A 20,609-nucleotide genomic window follows, 5' to 3' on the forward strand; every position below is an offset into this window, starting at 1 on the left:
CGCCGGTGCTGCTCCCACCCCGGCGCTCCGCGCCGATCCCGCCCCGCTCCGTCGGGTCGTCGCCCTCTTCCGTCCCTACCGCCGCCGGGTCCTCGCCGTCACCGCCGTCATCACCGTGAGTGCCGTCGTCGCCCTGGCCTCGCCGTTGCTGCTGCGCGAGATGCTCGACCACGCCATTCCCGACGCGAACCTGACGCTGGTCACGCTGCTCGCCGCGGGCATGATCGCCGTTGCCGTGGTCACCAACTGTCTCGGCGTCGCGCAGACGTGGATGTCCAACGGCATCGGCCAGGCCCTCATGCACCGCCTCCGGGTGCAGGTGTACTCGCACCTGCAGCGGCAGTCGCTCGGCTTCTTCGCCCGCACCCGCACCGGTGAGGTGCAGTCCCGCATCGCCAACGACATCGGCGGCATGCAGTCCGTCGTCACCAACACCGCGACGTCCATCGCGCAGAACGCGACCACGGTGCTGGCCACCGTCGTCGCGCTGTTCCTGCTCGACTGGCGGCTCGCGCTGTTCTCCCTGCTCATTCTCCCGGTGTTCGTGCGCATCGCGCGCCGCGTCGGGGACGAGCGTCGTCGCATCTCCTCGGTTCGGCAGCGCCTGCTCTCGGAACTGTCGGTGCAGGTCGAGGAGTCGCTGTCGGTCAGCGGCGTACTGCTGGGCAAGACCACGGGCTCCGGGTCCGTGCTCACCGAGCGGTTCTCGGCGCGCTCCGCCGAGGTCGCCGACGTGGAACTGCGCTCCACCATGGCCGGCAAGTGGCGGATGGCCACCATCTCCATCAGCTTCGCCGTCATGCCCGCGCTGGTCTACTGGTTCGCCGGCGTCACCATCGGACACGGCAACGCCATCACCGTGGGCACGCTCGTCGCGTTCACCACCCTGCAGACCCAGCTGTTCCGGCCCACCATGTCGCTGCTGAACACCGGGGTCGAGGTGCAGAGCTCACTGGCTCTGTTCGGGCGCGTCTTCGAGTACCTCGACCTGCCGGTCGAGATCGACGAGCCCGCCGATCCGATCGTCCTCGACCCCCGCCGGGCGCGCGGCGACGTGCGGTTCCGGGACGTCGGTTTCCGCTACCCGGGGTCGCCCGAGACCGCCCGTCCGACCCTCGAGCACATCGACCTCACCGTTCCCGCCGGCAGCACGCTCGCGGTGGTCGGCGCCACCGGCGCCGGCAAGACCACGCTGGGGTACCTCACCGCCCGCCTGCACGATCCGGTGTCGGGCAGCGTCGAGATCGACGGCGTCGACCTGCGGCGCCTCCCGCTCGCGACGGTCGCCGACCTGGTGGGGGTGGTGTCGCAGGAGACCTACCTGTTCCACGACACCATCCGCGAGAACCTGCGCTTCGCCAAGCCGTCCGCCAGCGACGACGAGATCGAGAACGCGGCCCGCGTCGCGCAGATCCACGACTTCGTCCTCGCGCTGCCCGACGGCTACGACACCCTGGTCGGCGAGCGCGGCTACCGATTCTCCGGCGGCGAGAAGCAGCGGCTGGCCATCGCCCGCACGGTGTTGCGCGACCCGCCGATCCTGGTGCTCGACGAGGCCACCAGCGCCCTCGACACGACCACCGAGCGTGCGGTCGCGACGGCCATGGACGAGCTCGGCCGCGGCCGTACCCGGATCGTCGTCGCCCACCGGCTCTCCACCGTGCGGCACGCGGATCGCATCGTGGTTCTCGACCACGGCCGCATCCTCGAGCAGGGGACGCACGACGAGCTGGTTCTGGCGAACGGCGCTTACGCCGCGCTGCTCGCCGCACCCGATCTCGAACCGGTCGGCTGACCGTCAACCCCCCGTCCGCCCTGTGGATCGCCGTCCACAGGGCGCCCGGCGACGTGCCTGCGCCGTCCCCGCCCGACGGCATCCTCGCCGACGTACCGGCATCACCGCCGGACGGGAGGGGGAGAGATGAACGACGTCTGGACGACGGTGGTGGGCACCGTCATCACCGATCCGATCAAGCGCACCACGCAGGCCGGGGACGAGGTGCTCGGCTTCCGCGTCGCGAGCAACTCGCGTCGGCAGGACCGCGCGACGGGGGACTGGATCGACGGGGACACGCTGTACGCGTCGGTGTCCTGCTGGCGACGGCTGGTGTCCGGGGTGGGGGCCTCGCTCATGAAGGGCGACCCGGTGATCGTCTACGGCCGCGCCCGCACCAGCGAGTACACCACCAAGGAGGGCGTGGGCCGGTCCGGTCTCGAGATCACCGCGACGGCCGTCGGGCCGGACCTGTCGCGCTGCCAGGCGACGATGGTGCGGCCGCGGCGTGAACCTGCGCCGACCGAGCCCGATCCCGCCGACAGCGAGCTCGTGGACGCCGTCGACGATCTCGCCGAGCACGGTGTCGACGACGCGCGGGACCCCGAACCCACGCCGGTCGGGTAGGCGTCCGGGTGCCGGTCGCGCGGCCCCCGGCCGGCGATCGGCACCCCGCTGCGGCGGTTATGGCGGCGACGGGCGTCCCGGTAGACTCCGATCGCATCTGACCACTTCGAGAGGAACCCGTGGCGGAATTCATCTACACCATGAAGAAGGTGCGCAAGGCGCACGGCGACAAGGTCATTCTCGACGACGTGACCATGAGCTTCTACCCGGGAGCGAAGATCGGTGTGGTCGGCCCCAACGGCGCCGGCAAGTCCTCGATCCTCAAGATCATGGCGGGCATCGATCAGCCCGGCAACGGTGAGGCCTTCCTGGCCCAGGGCGCGTCGGTCGGCATCCTCATGCAGGAGCCCGAGCTCGACGAGACCAAGACGGTTCGCGAGAACGTCGAGGACGGCCTCGGCGAGACCATGGTGCAGCTCAAGCGCTACAACGAGATCGCCGAGCTCATGGCGACCGACTACTCCGACGAGCTCATGGAGGAGATGGGCGAGCTGCAGGAGAAGCTCGACCACGCCGACGCGTGGGAGATCGACTCGCAGCTCGAGCAGGCCATGGACGCGCTGCGCTGCCCGCCGCCGGACGAGGGCGTCACCCACCTGTCCGGTGGTGAGAAGCGCCGCGTCGCGCTGTGCAAGCTGCTGCTGAGCAAGCCGGATCTGCTGCTGCTCGACGAGCCCACCAACCACCTCGACGCCGAGTCGGTGCTGTGGCTCGAGCAGCACCTGGCCGCCTACCAGGGCGCCATCCTGGCCGTGACCCACGACCGGTACTTCCTCGATCACGTCGCCCAGTGGATCTGCGAGGTCGACCGCGGTCGCCTCTACCCGTACGAGGGCAACTACTCGACGTACCTGGAGAAGAAGGCCGAGCGCCTCGAGGTCCAGGGCAAGAAGGACCAGAAGCTGCAGAAGCGGCTCAAGGACGAGCTCGCCTGGGTGCGGTCCGGCGCCAAGGCTCGTCAGGCCAAGAACAAGGCCCGCCTCGATCGCTACGACGAGATGGCGGCCGAGGCCGACAAGATGCGCAAGCTCGACTTCGACGAGATCCAGATCCCCAACCCGCCGCGACTGGGCGACGTGGTGGTCGAGGTCTCGCACCTGGACAAGGGCTTCGACGGCCGCATCCTCATCAAGGACCTGTCGTTCACGTTGCCGCGCAACGGCATCGTCGGCGTCATCGGCCCCAACGGCGTCGGCAAGTCGACGCTGTTCAAGACCATCGTCGGTCTCGAGCAGCCCGACAGCGGCGAGGTCAAGATCGGCCAGACGGTCAAGCTCAGCTACGTCGACCAGAACCGTGCGGGCATCGACCCGGCCAAGACGGTGTGGGAGACGGTGTCCGACGGGTTGGACTTCATCACCGTCGGCACGCAGGAGTTCCCGTCCCGCGCCTACATCAGCTCGTTCGGGTTCAAGGGACACGATCAGCAGAAGGCGGCCGGTGTTCTCTCCGGTGGTGAGCGCAACCGCCTCAACCTGGCGATGACGCTCAAGCAGGGCGGCAACCTGATCCTGCTCGACGAGCCCACCAACGACCTCGACGTCGAGACGCTGGGCTCCCTGGAGAACGCCCTGCAGGAATTCCCGGGCTGCGCCGTGGTCATCTCCCACGACCGCTGGTTCCTCGACCGGACCTGCACGCACATCCTGGCGTGGGAAGGCGGCTTCGGCGACAACGAGGCGGCCTGGTACTGGTACGAGGGCAACTTCGAGGGCTACGAGGCCAACAAGGTCGAGCGGCTCGGTCCCGACGCCGCGCGTCCGCACCGCGTCACGCACCGCAAGCTCACCCGCGACTGACGCACCCACCCGCACCACCGACCGGCGCCGACGGAGATTCTCCGTCGGCGCCGGTCGCGTTCGAGGGGTCGCCGCCGGACCTCCGTCGGGGCGGTCACGCCGAATGTACTGGCCGGTAACCGGTTTGCCGTCGAAGCGCCGCCCACCCGGGGCCGTCGGGTGTGGCCGATACCACTAGGGTCGGGATCAGACCGCCCGCCCTCGTCGCGGTGGGGCGACCCGCGTGGGACGGAAGGTGGAGCGCAGATGGCGCATTCGGAAGCTCTGACGACGGACCAGGTGCGCGCCGCCTACTTCGGCCACGTCGACCTCGACGAGTTGCGCCGCTCCACCGCCGTCGACCCCGGCGAGATCGTGCGGCTGCACGCCGAGCTGGCGTCGTCGCGCCGCCCCGGCACTCCGGTGCTGGCGTTGCGTCGCGGCACCGACGGCGGCGTCGGCACGGCACTGCAGATCGTCACCGACGACATGCCGATGCTCGTCGAGTCGGTCACGGCCTGGCTCAGCGGCGTCGGTATCGCCGTGATGGACGTCGTCCATCCCATCCTGCGGGTCGATCGTGACCCGGACGGCCGGTTGCGCGGCGTCCTGGGCTCGGCGACGCCCGCCGACGAGGCGGAGCTCGCCGTCGGCACGGCGAGCGACGGCGAACTGCTCGAATCGTGGATCCACGTCGTGCTGCACCCCGCGGCGTCGTCGGAGTCCTTCGACTCCCTCGAGGACGCGCTGATCGCGGTGCTGCGCGACGTGCGCCGAGTCGCCGACGACAGCGCGGAGATGCGGCGACGGCAGCTGGAGCTGGCGGAGGGGCTCGAACGGGAGCGTCGGGACGGGGCCGTCGGTCCCGAGGCGCGTCGGGGTGCGGCGCGGCTGTTGCGGTGGTTGGCCGAGGGCAACTTCCGTCTGCTGGGTAGCTGCCGCTACGCAGTGTCGGACGGTGCGGGGCCGGACGGGGCGGGGTCCGGTGGTCTCACCCCGATCGACGGCACCGCCCTGGGCATCCTGCGCGTCGACGGCACCGGCGGCACCGGGACCTCCGACGGGAACAGCACCGCGTCGTTCGACCTCCCGACCGACCGCGTGGTCGCCCGCGAGGATCTCCTGGTGCTCACCCAGGCGTCGGGATCGACGTCGGTGCATCGGACGGTGCATCCCTACTTCGTCGGCGTCCACGATCTCGACGACGCCGGAAACACGGTGGGGGAGTACCGATTCGTCGGTCTGTTCACCATCAGCGCCCTGTACGGCAACGCCCTCGACATCCCGGTGGTGGGTGACCGCGTGCGGTCGGTCATCGAGCGGGCCGGCCACACCCTGACGTCGTACTCGGGGCAGGCGATGCTCGAGTCCATCCAGGCCGTTCCGCGGGTGGAACTCTTCTCCGCCGACGCCCGGTCGCTGTACCGCGTGGCCACCGCGGTGGAGCGCAGCGGGCTGCGGCGCGACGTGCTGGTGTTCCTGCGTCGTGACGGGTACGGACGCTTCGTCTCCGCGCTCGTGTACCTGCCGCGCGACAGCTACACCACGCGGGTCCGGCTCGAGACGCAGCGAATCCTGGTGCAGGAATTGGGCGGAACGGGCATCGAGTACGAGGCGCGGGTGACCGACAGCCCGCTCGCGTTGGTGCACTTCACGGTGCGCTTCACCGGGCAGTCCGCGGACGACGTCGACGTGTCCGAGGCCAACGCCGAACGCATCCGCGGCCTGATCGCCGAGGCGACCCGGAGTTGGGACGAGGCGTTGCGGACCGCCGCGACGACGACGTCGCGGGTGTCGCCGGACATGGCCGCCCGGTACGCCGCCGCACTGTCCGAGGCGTACAAGCAGGACTTCGGGGTGGCGCGCGCGCTCACCGACATCGCGCGGGTGACGGCGCTCAGTGGCGACGCCATCGACATGTGCCTGTATCGGCCGGAGAACTCCGAGCGCGGGCGGTGGCGCTTCTCGCTCTACGTCTCCGGCACCGAAGTGTCGCTCTCGCAGGTGCTTCCGGTTCTGCAGAGCCTGGGCGTCGAGGTGGTCGACGAGCGGCCCTACGCCGTGGTCCGGCCCGACGGCGTGCGGTGCTGGATCTACGACTTCGGACTCGCCGCCGAGCCGGAGGTGCTCGGCGACGTCGACCCCGCCGACCTCGGCAGCCGGTTCACCGACGCGTTCCACGCCGTGTGGTCCGGGCGCGCCGAGGCCGACCGTTTCAACGAGTTGGTCCTGCGCGCCGGTCTGGACTGGCGCCGGGCCGTGGTGCTCCGCGCCTACGCGAAGTACTTGCGGCAGGCCGGTTTTCCCTACAGTCAGTACACCGTCGAGGGCGTCCTGCTCGCCGATCCGCGGGCCGCGCGGCTGCTCGTCGACCTCTTCGACGCCCAGTTCGACCCGGACGGCCGGGCCGACGGACCCGACCCCGACGAGATCGCCGACACGCTCACCGGTCTGATCGACGAGGTGGTCGGCCTCGAGGCCGATCGCGTGCTGCGGTCCCTGCTGGGCCTGATCCGGGCGACGATGCGCACCAACCACTTCGTCCGCGGTGCGGACGGTGCACCACGATCGTTCCTGTCGCTGAAGTTCGATCCGCGGGCCGTCGACGTCCTGCCGCAGCCTCGTCCGCGGTTCGAGATCTTCGTCTACTCGCCCCGCGTCGAGGGGGTGCACCTGCGGTTCGGTGCGGTCGCCCGCGGCGGGCTGCGCTGGTCGGACCGTCGCGACGACTTCCGCACCGAGGTCCTCGGCCTGGTGAAGGCCCAGGCCGTGAAGAACGCCGTGATCGTGCCCGTCGGCGCCAAGGGCGGCTTCGTCGTCAAGCGTCCTCCGGTCGCCACCGGCGACGCGGCCGCGGACCGGCAGGCGGCGCAGACCGAGGGCCGGGCGTGCTACCGCATGTTCATCGCGGGCCTGCTCGACGTCACGGACAATCTCGATCCGGAGACGCGGGCGACGGTCCCGCCCGAGCGCGTCGTGCGTCGGGACGACGACGACACCTACCTGGTGGTCGCCGCCGACAAGGGCACCGCGACGTTCTCCGACCTCGCCAACGAGGTGTCCGCCGAGTACGGCTTCTGGCTCGGTGACGCCTTCGCCTCCGGCGGGTCGGTGGGCTACGACCACAAGGCCATGGGCATCACCGCGAAGGGCGCCTGGGAGAGCGTGAAACGGCACTTCCGCGAACTCGGCGTCGACACCCAGCGCGACCCGATCACCGTCGTCGGCATCGGAGACATGAGCGGCGACGTCTTCGGCAACGGCATGCTGCTCAGCGACCGCCTGCGCATCGTCGCGGCGTTCGACCACCGGCACGTGTTCCTCGACCCCGATCCCGACCCCGCGGCGTCGTTCGCGGAGCGGCGGCGACTGTTCGAGCTTCCCCGCTCGTCGTGGCGGGACTACGACACCGACCTGATCAGCGCCGGCGGCGGCGTCTTCGATCGCACGGTGAAGTCGGTGCCGATCGGCCCCGAGATCCGCGCGGCGCTCGGGATGAACGACGACGTGACCGCACTGTCCCCGCCCGACCTCATGCGCGCGATCCTGCGTGCACCCGTCGATCTGTTCTGGAACGGGGGGATCGGCACCTACATCAAGGCGCGCACCGAATCCCACGCCGACGTCGGGGACAAGGCCAACGACGCGGTGCGCGTCAACGGAGCCGACGTCCGGGCGAAGGTGGTCGGGGAGGGCGGCAACCTCGGCGTCACCGCCCTCGGCCGGATCGAGTACGCGGCGGCGGGCGGGAAGATCAACACCGACGCGGTGGACAACTCGGCCGGCGTGGACTGCTCCGACCACGAGGTCAACATCAAGATCCTTCTCGACTCGGCCGTCACGGCCGGTGATCTCGGTAGCGACGAGCGCAGCGATCTGTTGGCGTCGATGACCGACGAGGTGGGCGCGCTGGTGCTCGCCGACAACGTGGCGCAGAACGAGGTGCTCGGGGTCTCCCGCGCCCACGCCCCCGAACTGCTCGGGGTGCACGCCCGTCAGATCGCCGAGTTGGTGCGCGACGGCCGGATCGACCGCGACCTCGACGCCCTCCCGACGACGGGGGAGATCGACCGCCGCCTCCAGCACGGGCTCGGACTCACGTCACCGGAACTGGCGACCCTGCTCGCGCACGTCAAGCTCGCGGTCAAGGAGGACCTGCTCGCCACCGAGCTGCCGGACAGCGACGTCTTCGCGCCGCTCCTCACCGGCTACTTCCCGGAGCCCCTGCGCGAGCGCTTCGCCACCGCGATCCACGCGCACCCGCTGCGTCGGGAACTGGTGGCGACCCGCATCGTCAACGACACCGTCGACCACGCCGGCCTCACGTACGCCTACCGCCTCGCCGAGGATTCCGGCGTCGGCAGCACGGACGCGGTACGCGCCTACTCCGCGACGACCGCGATCTTCGGCCTCCACGACCTGTGGGACGAGATCGCGCGGACCGAGATGCCCACCGCGGCCTCCGACGCGCTGGTGCTCGAGACCCGTCGGCTGCTCGACCGCGGGTCGCGCTGGTTGCTGAGCAACCGGCCGCAACCGCTCGCCGTCGGCGCCGAGATCACCCGCTTCGCCCGCAAGGTGCAGTCGATGGCACCGCGACTGTCGGAGTGGTTGGACGGGCGGCTGGCCGACGCGGGCCTCGCCCGATCGACCCGCGCGATCGACCTCGGCGCGCCGGAGGAGTTGGCGCACCGCGTGTTCCGGTTGCTCGACGTCTTCTGCCTCCTCGACGTGGTGGAGGTCGCGGACATCGGCGGCGCGGACGAGGTGGAGATCGCCAAGGTGTACTACGCACTCAGCGAACATCTCGGCATCGACTGGCTGCTCGGCGCCGTGTCGACCCTCGAGCGGGGGGACCGGTGGCACTCGCTGGCCCGGTTGGCGCTGCGGGACGACCTCTACTCGTCCCTGCGCGCGCTCACCCTCGACGTCGTCGACGGCGGCGCACCGGGGGAGACCCCGCAGGAGATGATCGCCGACTGGGAGTCCAGCAACGCGTCCCGGCTCGGACGCGCACGCACGGCTCTGACGGAGATCGGCGAGTCCGGGACCGTCGACCTCGCCACCCTGTCGGTCGCGGCGCGGCAGATCCGCAGCATGGTTCGCGCGGCGAGCAGCGGTGCCGGCACCCGCTAGGTTGGCGGGGTGACCGATCACGAGCCCGTCGGATTCCACTGCCCCGTCGAGGTGCGGTGGTCCGACATGGACGTCTACCAGCACATCAACCACGCCCGGATGGTGACGCTGCTCGAGGAAGCGCGCATTCCCTGGCTCATGGCCGACGGGGTGCCGACGGCGACGCTGCGCAACAGCGCCGTCATCACCGACCTCCACGTGCGCTACCGCGGGCAGCTCCGTCACGCCGACACGCCGCTGGACGTGGTGATGTGGACCCAGCAGCTGCGCGCGGTCGACTTCACCGTCGGGTACGAGGTGCGTCCCCACGGCGCGGCGATGTCCACCCCGCCGTCCATCGTCGCCTCGACCCAGATCGCGGCGTTCGACATCGACACCCAGCGTCTGCGGCGGCTCACGCCTGCCGAACGGGAGTACCTCGGGCGCTGGACGCGCTCGGACTCGACCGGCCGACCGTGACCGGCGCCCTCGCCGAACGGTCGCTCACGCTTCCGGCGCCGTCCGACCGGAGCGATCTGTCCACCTTCCTCGGCCACGTCACCCGCCTCGACGCCGCGGCCGTCGTTCGGCTCCGACAGCGGGCGCCGGATCGCGTCGTCGCGTGGTGCGAGACCGGGTTCGACGTCCTGGCCACCCGCGCCGTGCGCGGGACCGTGCGCCCCGGCGACGTCACGGTCGCCGCCGACGGGTTGCGCAGCCTGCTCGCCGGCGCCGGATCCGCACCGTTCGATCCCGGGTTCGCGATGGACTCCGCCTGGCGGGGGCCCGTGCCCGGCGACAGCGCCGACGGGTTCGCCCACGTCGAGGACGTCCCCGGGCCGGTCCTGGTCGACCTCGCCGAACGCGGCGTCGCCCTCGCTCGGGAACACGGCGGCGAGCACGGCCCACCGACGTCGCTGCTCGACCAGACGGTGCTCACGGCACGCTCCGCCGCGGACACCGTCGACATCCCGATGCGCATGGTGTTCGCTCTGAACGCGATGAAGTTCGTCCCCGGTGAGGAGTCCGACGACCGGGTGCGGGTGCGGCTGCACCGCTCGTGGGTGCGCCTCGACGCCCGCTACGGCTCCGTCGTCCGTGCGCGGGGGGCGTCGATACCGCTGATGGTGACGCCGGGGCGGTGATGGTCCTCGTGTGCGTTCCTGCTCAGGTTCTGGTCACTTTCACCGGTTGCACCCTGCGCATGTGACCGGAACTCGAGCAGCCCCCGCACCGACGCGGGATGAACTCAGACCAGCCAGGCGGCGGAGTCGCCCGGCAGCATGCCGTCGACGACGGGGGCGGAGGCCAGCAGGACGGTGCCCGGCGGCAGGGGAACCGGGTCGGACGTGGTGTTCAGGGCACAGACCAGGCCCCCGCGCCGCCGGAAGGCCAGGCATCCGGGCGGACTGCCGTACCAATCGAGTCCGGCGTGGGCGAATTCCGGTCTCGTGGAGCGCAGTTCGAGCGCGGTGCGGTGGAAATTGAGCATCGAGTCGGGGTCCTCGAGCTGCGCCTCCACGGTCAGCGTGGCCCACTCCGCAGGCATCGGCAGCCAGGGGTCGCCGGTGCCGAAGCCGAACGGCGGGACCTCGCCCTCCCAGGGGATCGGCACGCGGCAGCCGTCCCGCCCCTTCTCGGTGCCGCCCGAGCGGAACCACGCCGGGTCCTGCCGGGCGTCGTCCGGGACGTCGGCGCTGGGGAGGCCGAGTTCGGCGCCGTTGTAGAGGAACACCACGCCCGGGAGCGCGAGCGTCACCAGCGCCATCGCGCGGGCCCGGCGGGTTCCGAGGTCGCCGCCGCCGTAGCGCGTGACCTCGCGGTCGATGTCGTGGTTCGACAGGGTCCAGGTGGGCACCCCGGGCGCGGTCTCGGTTCCGGCGCGTGCCACCGCGTCGAGCGAGTTGTCGACGGCGTCCTTGATCTCGTCGGCGTCGAACGCGGCTTCGGCGAGTCGGAAGTTGAAGCCGAGGGTGAGCTCGTCGGGGCGGAGGTAGCGGGCGAAGCGCTCGTTGTCGCGCACCCAGACCTCGCCGACCGTCATGGCGTCGTACTCGTCGACGACCCGGCGGATGGCCCGGTGGATCTCGTGCACGCCGTCCTGGTCGAACCGCGGGTCGCCGTCCGCGTTGCGCATCAGCTCGTTGGTGGTGAGGTCCATGTCCGACAGCTCGGCCGGCTTGGCCATGCCGTGCGCGACGTCGATACGGAATCCGTCGACCCCGCGGTCGAGCCAGAATCGCAGGGTGGCCTCGAGGTCGGCGCGAACCTCGTCGTTGTGCCAGTTCAGGTCCGGTTGTTCCGGCGCGAAGATGTGCAGATACCACTGACCGGGTGTGCCGTCCGCCTCGGTGACGCGGTGCCACGCCGGACCGCCGAAGATGCTGGGCCAGTTGTTCGGCGGCTCGGAGCCGTCCCCACGACCGTCACGGAAGATGTACCGATCGCGCTCGGGGCTCCCGGGTCCGGCCTCCAGAGCGGCCCGGAACCACGGGTGCTCGTCGCTGGTGTGATTCGGCACCAGATCCATCGTCACCTTGATGCCGCGCGCGTGCGCGTCGGTGATCAGCCCGTCCATGTCGTCGAGCGTGCCGAACAGCGGATCGATGTCGCGGGGATCCGAGACGTCGTACCCGTGGTCGACCATCGGCGACCGCATCACCGGACTGATCCACAGCGCGTCGACACCCAGCAGTTCCAGGTAGCCCAGCTTTTCGCGAACGCCGACGAGGTCGCCCACGCCGTCGTCGTTCGAGTCCGCGAACGAGCGCGGATAGATCTGATAGAAGACCGCGTCGGACCACCAGGGTGTTCCGGCGTCCTCGCCGTCGCCGCGGCGGGCGGCGATCCGTCTGCTGGCGCGCGTACTCACAGCAGTCATAGTGCCAGTGCGCAGGGCGACCTCCGCCCGGCGCGGGGTCTTCCAGGGTTACTGAGGAGTTCACGGTCGACCGATTGCAACCATCGGTCGGTTTCGTAGGGTATTTTCAGGGCGATCGTCAAGCCACAGTAAAGGACTGCACATGACCACTCCCGTTTTCGAGGCCGTCCGCCTCGACGACGTCGAGCTCGCTCCCGCCCCCATCGATCCCACCTGGATCGTGGAGGGCACCCCCGTCGCGCGGAGCGGGCAGTGGTCCTGCAGCCCCGACACCACCACGTCCACCTGGGTGTGGGACTGCACCGCCGGAACGTTCGACTGGTACTTCGAACAGGACGAGACCATCCACGTGATCGAGGGCGAGGTGATCGTCACCTCCGCCGGTCAGCCGCCGCGCACCCTGCGGGCGGGCGACGCCGCGCTGTTCCACGCCGACACGTGGGCCCGGTGGCACGTGCCGCACTACGTGCGCAAGCACGCCATCCTCCGCCCGCACATCCCGCGTCCGATCTGGTTCGCCATGCGCGTCGCCCGCAAGCTGCGCGGCGCGGGTGCCCGGACCGGCGGCTTCACGGGCTAGGCGCGCGGCGGCCGGGTCGGTCAGATCGGGGAGTTGACCATCGACTGGGCCGCCATCTCGATGTAGTCGACGAACTGCCGTCGGTGCTCGTCGTCCATCGTGGCCGAGTCGATGGACGCGAGTGCCGTGTGCATGGCACGCAGCCACGCGTCGCGCTCGAACGGGCCGATGACGAACGGACTGTGCCGCATCCGCAGACGCGGGTGGCCGCGCTCGTCGGAGTAGGTACGCGGGCCACCCCAGTACTGCTCGAGGAACATCCGCATGCGCCGCTCGGCCGGTCCCAGATCTTCCTCCGGGTAGAGGCGCCGCAGGATCTCGTCGCGCTCGACCTCCTCGTAGAACCGGGCGGTCAACGCGCGAAAGGTCTCCGCGCCACCGACGGCGTCGTAGAAGGTGCTCGCGGGCTGCGTCGGCTTCGTCGGGGGAGCGTCGCCGCGTGATGTCATCGGGGGGTCCTCACGTGGTCACGGGGGTGGTGGTGGCACCGAAGGGGCGCCCGTTGGGATACGGCGCGGCGATCCCGGCGTCGTCGAACGCCTCCAGTATCCGCCGGTGGAGACGGCGCTGCACCGCCCACTGCCGGCCGGGTCGGACCTTCACCGTCAGCCGCAGGGTCACCGTGTCGGAGGTGACCGCGTCCACCCCGAGCATCTGCGGGGACTCGAGGATGTCGTCGTCGAAGTCGCCGTGCTCGATGGCCTCGGTGGCGGTCTTCTCCGCGACCTCGCACGCCGTGTCGATGTTGGCGGTGTGCGCCACGGGGAGGTCGAGGACGGCGACGGCGTGACCCTGGCTCATGTTGCCCACGCGCAGCACCTCGCCGTTGCGGACGTACCAGAGGGTGCCCGAGATGTCGCGCACGGTGGTGACGCGCAGCCCCACGGTCTCCACCGTGCCGGTGGCTTCGCCGAGGTCGACGATGTCGCCGACGCCGTACTGGTCCTCGAGCAGCATGAAGATGCCGGAGAGGAAGTCGCGCACCAGGTTCTGCGCGCCGAAGCCGAGTGCCACGCCGACGATGCCGGCCGAAGCGATGAACGGGGCGACGTTCACGCCGACGATGGAGAGCGCGGACAGCACGAACCAGATCAGGATGGTGACGGAGACCCCGGACTTCAGGACCGAGCCGATGGTGCGGGCACGCTGGGCACGACGCTCGTGGACGATGTCGGCCTGCAACTTGGACGTCGTCCGTTCGCGCAGCGGCTTGAGCAACGCGGGTTTGCGTCCGTCGCCGGGGCGGCGGAGCGTCACCCGGTCGATGGCCCGGTGCAGCACGAACCGGAGCACCAACGCCAACGCGAGATAGCCCACGATCTGGAGCGGACGGTCGACCAGCCAGTCACGGCCGGTCTCGGACAGCGCAAGAGTCGAGAACACGGCGAAGAGTCTACGGATCGACCCCGACCCCGGGGCCCCGAGAATTCACCCGACCGACGCGCCGCGGCCCCCCGAAACGCCGTGCGTCCTGCATCGATCCGTGATCCACTGTTGTGGACGTCACGTGTGTCGGCGTCGGCCGCACTCCGGCGGCGCGAGCCGACCGACGCGCGAGCGAGCAGACCTCACCCCGGGACGCCCGCCGCGCGTGTGGTGCGTACTGGAGGTGGCATGACGAAGCATCGGCCCACGGCCCTCGCCGGACATCGACAAACCCCGCCCACCGACGCGCGGTCCTCGCCGTCCGCGCCGTGGGGGGCGCACACCAGTTCCGGTCACCGCGCGTTGCGCTCGGTCACCGCCGACCCGGACCACCGGGACGATCTGCCCGCCGGGGACGACTCCGTCCCGGCCTGGCTCTCCCGACGCGTTCTTCTGCTGAACGCCACCTACGAACCGCTGACCGCGCTGCCGATGCGCCGCGCCGTCGTTCTTCTCGTGTGCGAGAAGGCCACCGTCGTGCACGACGACGACCAGGGCCCGCTGGTCCGGTCCGTCGACCTGGCCCTGCAGGTGCCGTCCGTCATCCGGCTGCGGACCTACGTCCGGGTGCCCTACCGGGCACGCATTCCGATGACGCGCTCGGCGCTCATGCATCGGGACCGCTTCCGATGCGCCTACTGCGGCGGCAAGGCCGAGACCATCGACCACGTGGTGCCGCGCAGTCGAGGCGGCGGCCATTCGTGGGAGAACTGCGTGGCCTGCTGCGCGCCGTGCAACCACCGCAAAGCGGACAAACTGCTCTCCGAGCTGGGGTGGACGTTGCGCGCGGCGCTCACCCCGCCGACGGGTCCGCACTGGCGGCTGCTGGCCGGCATCAAGGAGCTCGACCCGACGTGGTTGCCGTACCTCGGCGAAGGTGCTGCCTGATCGGACGCGGCGGGGGGCGTCCACTAGGCTGAGCGGCGTGAGCATCCTCGAAACCACGGTGATCTTCGGACTGATCCCGCTCGCCATCTTCCTCGCGTTGTTCGTCTTCGCGAAGATCACGTCCCGCGCACCGGCCCCGCGTCCGGCTCCCTACCGCTTGGGGCAGACCTGGACGCACGCACCGGTGCTGTGGACGGCGACGGACGAGGTCACGCCGTACACACATCAAGCGGGTGCTGCGCACTCGGGACACGCCGAGCTCACCGCGGGCTCGCAGGCACTGATCGGAGGCCGGGCAAGTGGCAAGTGGTGAACTCGCGCATCGTGCGGTGAACGAGGAGGACCTGCCCGTCGGCCACGTCGTCACGGCCAGCGGTCGCGTGTCCGGCGTGCACCAGGTGGGCACGCCCAACCCCGACCTGTCGCCCTTCGCGGCCGACGAGTTGATCCAGCTCGACGAGACGCTCATCGAGGCGACGCGTCGCACCGGTATCCGTTTCAGCATCGTCGTCGGCGACCTCGGCGCGGATCCCGCCGTGGGTGCGGAGCAGGCGTTGGCCGCGGCCCCCGAATCCGCGTACTCCGTGCTGATCGCGGTCTCGCCGAACCAGCGCGTCATCGAGATCCGGTCCGGCCGCGGCATCGCGCACCGGGTCGACGATCGCATCGCCCAGCTCGGCGTCACCGCGGCGCTCAGCCCGTTCCGCGACGGTGACCTCATCGACGGCCTCGTCGCGGCCGTCCGGGTCATGAGCGCGGCGATCGCGAGCCCGTCCGCCTGACGCTCCCCCCGAACACCCGAGAGCCCGTCACCGATCGGTGACGGGCTCTCGTGCGTCGTCAGGCGGAAGCGGCCGCCCGGTCGGCGGCGCGGGCGCGCAGGGAGCGGACCACACCGGCCCGGCCCTCGACGACCAGGCGCGCGAGTGCCGGGGGATGGTCGCCCGCCAGGAACGCGTCCGCCGCGGCGACGGCATCCTCCGAGATCGCCCAGGACGGGTACAGGCCCACGACGACGGTCTGCGCGACCTCGCTGGACCGGCGCGCCCACACGTCGGCGACGACGTCGAAGTACCGCTGGACGTAGGGCGCGAGCAACTCGCCCTGGCCGACGCCGGGGAACGCGCCGATGATGGCGCGTGCGGTGATGTTGGGCAGCGAGTCGTCCTCGATCACCGAGGTCCAGGCCCGTTCCTTCACCGCGGCCTGCGGCCGGGCGGCGCGCGCGGCCGCGGCGTGCCTAGCGCCCGCCGCGGTGTTGTCGCGCTCCGCCTCCGCGTCGATCGTCGGCGTCTCGTCGCCGGTGTCGACGGCCCCGCTGCGAGCGAGCGCGGTGACGATGCGCCACCGCAGGTCGGTGTCCACCGCGAGGCCCGTCAGACCCTGCCCCGCCGCGTCGCCGTCGAGCAGCGCGCGCAGCACGTCGAGGTGCCGGTCCGCGAGCACCGACGACACGAGCGCGCCGACGTGCGCGAGCTGGTGGTCGGAGCCGGGCTCGGCGGCGCGGGCGAGCTCCAGCACCCGGTCCGCGAAATCGGGCCACCCGGTGGTCTCGGCCCAGGTCGGGTCGGCGTAGGAGCCGATGGCGGTCTGCGCCTGCAGCAGCAGTCGCTGCACCACGCCCACCTCCGTCTCGGCGTCGACGCCGCGCAGCACCAGCGCGACGAAGTCGCGCGCCGTCATCTCGGCCTGACGCGTCATCTCCCACGCCGCCGACCACGCCAGAGTGCGGGGGAGCGAGTCCGCGATGTCGCCGATCCGCGCCACCAGGGTCTCGAGGGACGCCGGGTCCAGGCGCAGCGAGCAGTAGGTGAGGTCGTCGTCGTTGACCAGGACGAGACGGCCCGCGGGGACGCCCACCAGCTCGGCCACGTCGGTCCGCTCGGCCGCGTCCAGATCGAGTTCGACGCGGTGGGTGCGGACCAGCTTGCCGGCCGCGTCGTCGTCGTACACGCCGACCGCGATGCGGTGGACGCGGCGCTCGCCCGCGCCGGGTTCCGCCGGCCCCTGCAGGACGGTGAACGCGGTGTAGGTGCCGTCGTCGCCGACGGTGAACTCCGGGGTCAGGGTGTTCAGGCCCGTGGTGCGCAGCCACTGGGCACCCCAGTCCGACAGATCGCGCCCGGACGCCGTCTCGAGGGCCGAGAGCAGATCGTCGAACGTCGCGTTGCCGTAGGCGTGGTCGCGGAAGTAGCTGCGCAGGCCGGCGAGGAAGTCCTCGAGCCCGACGTAGGCCACCAGCTGCTTGAGCACGCTGGCGCCCTTCGCGTACGTGATGCCGTCGAAGTTCACCTCCACGGCCGCGAGGTCGGGGATGTCGGCGGCGATGGGGTGCGTCGAGGGCAACTGGTCCTGCCGGTACGCCCACGACTTCTCGACGTTGGCGAACGTCGTCCACGCGCTGGTGTACTCCGTCGCCTCGGCCTGGCACAGCACCGACGCGAAGGTGGCGAAGGACTCGTTGAGCCACAGATCGTCCCACCAGCGCATGGTGACCAGGTCGCCGAACCACATGTGCGCCATCTCGTGCAGCACGGTCTCCGCGCGGCGCTCGTAGGAGTAGCGCGTCACCTTGGACCTGAAGACGTAGTCCTCGAGGAACGTGACGGCGCCCGCGTTCTCCATCGCGCCCGCGTTGAATTCCGGCACGAACAGCTGGTCGTACTTGCCGAAGGCGTACGGCGTCCCGAAGTTGTCGTGGTAGAAGCGGAACCCCTGCTTGGTCTCGGTGAAGAGGCGCTCGGCGTCCATGTGGTCGGCCAGCGACGCGCGGCAGTAGATGCCCAACGGGATGGTGCCGTGGTCGTCGCTGTAGCTGTCGGTCCACTTGGCGTACGGACCGGCGATCAGCGCGACGAGGTAGGTGCTCATCACGGGCGTCGTCTCGAAGACGTGGCGCACCCCGGCAGCGTCCCCGGCAGCCTCGGTGTCACCGGCTGCCGCGTTGGAGATCACGGCCCAGCCCGACGGCGCGGTGACCGTCAGCGCGAACGTCGCCTTGAGGTCCGGCTGGTCGAAGCAGGCGAACATGCGCTTGGCGTCGGCCGTCTCGAACTGGCTGTAGAGGTAGACCGACCCGTCGGCGGGGTCGACGAACCGGTGCAGCCCCTCGCCGGTGTGGGAGTAGACGCAGTCGGCGACGACCGTCAGCTCGTTGGTCTCGGCGAGGTCCGGCAGGGCGATGCCGGTGGACTCGTCGTAGTCCGCGACGTCGAGGTCGGTGCCGTTGAGGGTGGCGGAGTGGATTCCGGCCGCCACGATGTCGACGAACGTCGACGCGCCCGGCGTGGCGGTGAACGACACGGTGGTGCTCGACCGGAAGGTCTTCTCGCCCGGCCCTCCCGCCGAGTCCGTGAGATCGAGGTCGATGGCGTAGTGCGACACCGAGATCAGGCCGGATCGTGTCTCTGCCTGGTCGCGGGTCAGATTGGGAGCAACCACGTGCACCCTTCCTGGTCGTGGGCGGACGAACGCCCGAATGTGAACGGTTCTCGTGCTCTCCGCACGGGCTGGATACATCCCATCATGTCGGGTCCGTCCGATGCGGGTACAAACAGGTGTGAGCGCATCGGCGCGCAGTGCAGGTGCGAGCGCACCTGCACACAGTGGTCACGACGGAAGGACAGATGTGAGCGAGACCAAGGACGTGGCGGATTTCTGGTTCGACCCTCTCTGCCCGTGGTGCTGGATCACGTCGCGGTGGATCCTCGAGGTCGCGAAGGTCCGCGACATCGAGACGAACTTCCACGTCATGAGCCTCGCGGTGCTCAACGAGGGACGCGACCTGCCCGACGAGTACCGCGAGCTGATGACGAAGGCGTGGGGGCCGGTGCGCGTGGCCATCGCGGCCGCGCAGGAGAAGGGCGACGAGATCCTCGAACCCCTTTACACCGAGATGGGCACGCGAATCCACAACGAGGGCAACAAGGATTTCGCGAACGTGATCGAGTCCTCCCTCGCCGCACTGGATCTGCCCGCCGAGCTCGCGTCCGCGGCCGACAGCACGGAGTACGACGACGCGCTGCGCGAGAGCCACCACGCCGGCATGGACAAAGTGGGCGACGACGTCGGCACCCCCACCATCCACGTCAACGGCGTCGCGTTCTTCGGGCCCGTCCTCTCGCGCATTCCGCGCGGCGAGGAAGCCGGGAAGCTGTGGGACGCGTCGGTGATCTTCGCCTCTTACCCGCACTTCTTCGAGCTCAAGCGAACTCGTCACGAGGACCCGCAGTTCGACTGAGGGGCAGGGTTTCTCGATCGACTCCGGGCGGGGGTCGGCGCTGCGGCGCCGGCCCCCGCCCCGTGGCCCGGCACGTCACACCACGATGCGGTCGTCGGCCGACGCCCCGAACACCAGCGCCTCCCCGTCTCGCCACCGTCCGGCCGACCACGCGGCGGCCACCGCGTCCAGAACGTCGTCGAGGGCCAAGCCGTCGTCCAGGGCGGCCGTGGCCGCCAGCACGTCGGCGAGGTCGACGACGGCACCCAGCGCCGCGAGGCGCTGCGCCAGGCCCCGCGCCCGCTTCTTCGACCCGAACGCCACGTCGGGCGCGAGAGCGCGGAACGACGACTCGGGATGGACCTCGATCACCCGGTTCCGGTCCGGTGCGGCGCCCAGGGCCGCCGACCAGTCCAGGATGTGCCGGCAGAGGAACCAGGCCTGCTTGCTGATCGCCTTGCCCGTCCGGGCGCGCGACGCCGCGCAGGCGTCCTCGTACGACGACGCCCGGACCGCGTCCGCGACGGGAGTGGGGAAGAGCGACGAGCGCGCCGGGCCGAGGAACGCGCGCAGGGCGGTCTCCGACGCCCGCGTCCCGTCGACCGGGACCGTCAGCGGCATGTCGACGCCGATCACCGCGCAGTCGGCGGTGGCGCGCAGGACGTCGGCTGGAGACTCGGCGAGCCGGAGCCGCACGGTGCGCTCGGCGAGAACGGCCACCACCCAGCGGCCGGCGGCGCCGTCCACACCCGCGACCGGGGGAGCGGGAGCCGAGCCGGTGCCGCGCACCTGTCAAACTCTAGCCATGCGCGTTTACCTGGGTGCCGATCACGCCGGCTTCGAGTTCAAGAATCAGATCATCGATCACCTCCGCGAGTCCGGGCACGAGCCCGTGGACTGCGGTGCGTTCACCTACGACGCCGTCGACGACTACCCGGCGTTCTGCATCGAGGCCGCCCGCCGCACGGTCGCCGATCCGGACAGCCTCGGCCTGGTGCTCGGCGGGTCCGGGAACGGCGAGCAGATCGCCGCGAACAAGGTGCCCGGCGCCCGTTGCGCGCTGGCGTGGAGCGTGGAGACCGCGCAGCTGGCCCGCCAGCACAACAAGGCGCAGCTCATCGGCATCGGTGGACGGATGCACACTCTCCCCGAAGCCCTCGCCATCGTGGACGCGTTCCTCGAGACGCCGTGGTCCGGGGAGGAGCGTCACCAGCGCCGCATCGACATCCTCGCCGAGTACGAGCGCACGGGCGACGCGCCGGCAGTGCCCGGAGCGCCCGCCGGCTCCGAACAGTAAGGGCCCACACCCTTCTCACCGGACA

At 70.7% G+C, this 20,609-nt stretch carries 17 protein-coding genes; 12 read left to right on the plus strand and 5 right to left on the minus strand.

The genetic code is table 11. The features are described from left to right. The 6 genes from HQ603_RS17465 to HQ603_RS17490 form a co-directional block, all read left to right on the plus strand. The coding region (locus HQ603_RS17465; protein WP_261774015.1) for an ABC transporter ATP-binding protein at window positions 1-1,795 on the plus strand (1,795 nt) is incomplete at its 5' end. A gap of 126 nt (window positions 1,796-1,921) precedes the next feature. After that, window positions 1,922-2,401, plus strand: a complete 480-nt coding sequence (gene ssb / locus HQ603_RS17470) for a single-stranded DNA-binding protein (protein WP_222686025.1) — start codon at window positions 1,922-1,924, stop codon at window positions 2,399-2,401. A 119-nt stretch (window positions 2,402-2,520) separates the two neighbouring features. Further along, window positions 2,521-4,200: an energy-dependent translational throttle protein EttA gene (gene ettA, locus HQ603_RS17475; protein ID WP_222686026.1), complete on the plus strand. Its 1,680-nt coding sequence runs from the start codon at window positions 2,521-2,523 to the stop codon at window positions 4,198-4,200. Between the two features lie 246 nt (window positions 4,201-4,446). Beyond that, a complete protein-coding gene (locus HQ603_RS17480) occupies window positions 4,447-9,315 on the plus strand; it encodes an NAD-glutamate dehydrogenase (RefSeq protein WP_222686027.1) in 4,869 nt (1,622 codons plus the stop codon). 9 nt (window positions 9,316-9,324) lie between these two features. Further along, window positions 9,325-9,774 carry an acyl-CoA thioesterase gene (locus HQ603_RS17485; RefSeq protein ID WP_308126597.1) on the plus strand — a complete coding sequence of 150 codons (450 nt, stop codon included), beginning with the start codon at window positions 9,325-9,327 and terminating at the stop codon, window positions 9,772-9,774. Beyond that, window positions 9,771-10,439 carry a hypothetical protein gene (locus HQ603_RS17490; RefSeq protein ID WP_222686028.1) on the plus strand — a complete coding sequence of 223 codons (669 nt, stop codon included), beginning with the start codon at window positions 9,771-9,773 and terminating at the stop codon, window positions 10,437-10,439. The genes HQ603_RS17485 and HQ603_RS17490 overlap by 4 nt, the downstream gene beginning before the upstream one ends. Before the next feature lie 104 nt (window positions 10,440-10,543). Here the strand turns inward: HQ603_RS17490 and HQ603_RS17495 are convergent, their stop codons facing one another. After that, window positions 10,544-12,175: a glycoside hydrolase family 13 protein gene (locus HQ603_RS17495; protein WP_222686029.1), complete on the minus strand. Its 1,632-nt coding sequence runs from the start codon at window positions 12,173-12,175 to the stop codon at window positions 10,544-10,546. 142 nt (window positions 12,176-12,317) lie between these two features. On the opposite strand from HQ603_RS17495, the gene HQ603_RS17500 reads away from it, so the two are divergent. Then, a complete protein-coding gene (locus HQ603_RS17500; protein WP_222686030.1) occupies window positions 12,318-12,755 on the plus strand; it encodes a cupin domain-containing protein in 438 nt (145 codons plus the stop codon). Window positions 12,756-12,775: 20 nt separating this feature from the next. Here the strand turns inward: HQ603_RS17500 and HQ603_RS17505 are convergent, their stop codons facing one another. Next, window positions 12,776-13,204: a globin gene (locus HQ603_RS17505; protein ID WP_222686031.1), complete on the minus strand. Its 429-nt coding sequence runs from the start codon at window positions 13,202-13,204 to the stop codon at window positions 12,776-12,778. Between the two features lie 10 nt (window positions 13,205-13,214). Then, a complete protein-coding gene (locus HQ603_RS17510; RefSeq protein ID WP_222686032.1) occupies window positions 13,215-14,138 on the minus strand; it encodes a mechanosensitive ion channel family protein in 924 nt (307 codons plus the stop codon). A gap of 231 nt (window positions 14,139-14,369) precedes the next feature. Between HQ603_RS17510 and HQ603_RS17515 the strand changes: the two genes are divergently transcribed. Genes HQ603_RS17515 through HQ603_RS17525 form a run of 3 tightly spaced genes read left to right on the plus strand, consistent with a single transcriptional unit; the run spans window position 14,370 to window position 15,850 of the window. After that, a complete protein-coding gene (locus HQ603_RS17515) occupies window positions 14,370-15,068 on the plus strand; it encodes an HNH endonuclease (protein WP_261774016.1) in 699 nt (232 codons plus the stop codon). Window positions 15,069-15,105: 37 nt separating this feature from the next. Continuing rightward, complete coding sequence (gene ctaJ, locus HQ603_RS17520) at window positions 15,106-15,381, plus strand: aa3-type cytochrome oxidase subunit CtaJ (RefSeq protein WP_222686033.1); 276 nt, start codon at window positions 15,106-15,108, stop codon at window positions 15,379-15,381. After that, window positions 15,368-15,850 carry a DUF5130 family protein gene (locus tag HQ603_RS17525; RefSeq protein WP_222686034.1) on the plus strand — a complete coding sequence of 161 codons (483 nt, stop codon included), beginning with the start codon at window positions 15,368-15,370 and terminating at the stop codon, window positions 15,848-15,850. Before ctaJ ends, HQ603_RS17525 begins: the two co-directional genes overlap by 14 nt. Window positions 15,851-15,908: 58 nt before the next feature. Here the strand turns inward: HQ603_RS17525 and pepN are convergent, their stop codons facing one another. Next, entirely contained in the window at window positions 15,909-18,509 is a 2,601-nt protein-coding gene (pepN, locus tag HQ603_RS17530; protein ID WP_222686035.1) for an aminopeptidase N, read from the minus strand. Between the two features lie 187 nt (window positions 18,510-18,696). On the opposite strand from pepN, the gene HQ603_RS17535 reads away from it, so the two are divergent. After that, window positions 18,697-19,308 carry a mycothiol-dependent nitroreductase Rv2466c family protein gene (locus tag HQ603_RS17535; protein ID WP_308126598.1) on the plus strand — a complete coding sequence of 204 codons (612 nt, stop codon included), beginning with the start codon at window positions 18,697-18,699 and terminating at the stop codon, window positions 19,306-19,308. A gap of 75 nt (window positions 19,309-19,383) precedes the next feature. Here HQ603_RS17535 and HQ603_RS17540 read toward each other — a convergent pair whose 3' ends face one another. Then, on the minus strand, window positions 19,384-20,076 hold the full coding sequence (locus HQ603_RS17540; protein WP_308126599.1) for a DUF429 domain-containing protein: 693 nt from the start codon (window positions 20,074-20,076) through the stop codon (window positions 19,384-19,386). A 16-nt stretch (window positions 20,077-20,092) separates the two neighbouring features. Between HQ603_RS17540 and HQ603_RS17545 the strand changes: the two genes are divergently transcribed. Further along, window positions 20,093-20,584 (plus strand): ribose-5-phosphate isomerase, encoded by a 492-nt coding sequence (locus tag HQ603_RS17545; protein ID WP_068100075.1) that lies wholly within the window; start codon window positions 20,093-20,095, stop codon window positions 20,582-20,584. Window positions 20,585-20,609: the final 25 nt, after the last annotated feature.

Origin of the sequence: Rhodococcoides corynebacterioides (assembly GCF_019834675.1) — a bacterium.
GTDB classification, from domain to species: domain Bacteria; phylum Actinomycetota; class Actinomycetes; order Mycobacteriales; family Mycobacteriaceae; genus Rhodococcoides; species Rhodococcoides corynebacterioides_A.

What these genes read in the sequence shown, in the direction of transcription:
- HQ603_RS17500 (WP_222686030.1), top strand. Translation starts at nt 12,318, where the DNA reads ATGACCACTCCCGTTTTCGAGGCCGTCCGCCTCGACGACGTCGAGCTC.
- HQ603_RS17545 (WP_068100075.1), top strand. Translation starts at nt 20,093, where the DNA reads ATGCGCGTTTACCTGGGTGCCGATCACGCCGGCTTCGAGTTCAAGAAT.
- HQ603_RS17495 (WP_222686029.1), bottom strand. Translation starts at nt 12,175, where the DNA reads ATGACTGCTGTGAGTACGCGCGCCAGCAGACGGATCGCCGCCCGCCGC.
- HQ603_RS17515 (WP_261774016.1), top strand. Translation starts at nt 14,370, where the DNA reads ATGACGAAGCATCGGCCCACGGCCCTCGCCGGACATCGACAAACCCCG.
- HQ603_RS17505 (WP_222686031.1), bottom strand. Translation starts at nt 13,204, where the DNA reads ATGACATCACGCGGCGACGCTCCCCCGACGAAGCCGACGCAGCCCGCG.
- HQ603_RS17480 (WP_222686027.1), top strand. Translation starts at nt 4,447, where the DNA reads ATGGCGCATTCGGAAGCTCTGACGACGGACCAGGTGCGCGCCGCCTAC.
- ssb (WP_222686025.1), top strand. Translation starts at nt 1,922, where the DNA reads ATGAACGACGTCTGGACGACGGTGGTGGGCACCGTCATCACCGATCCG.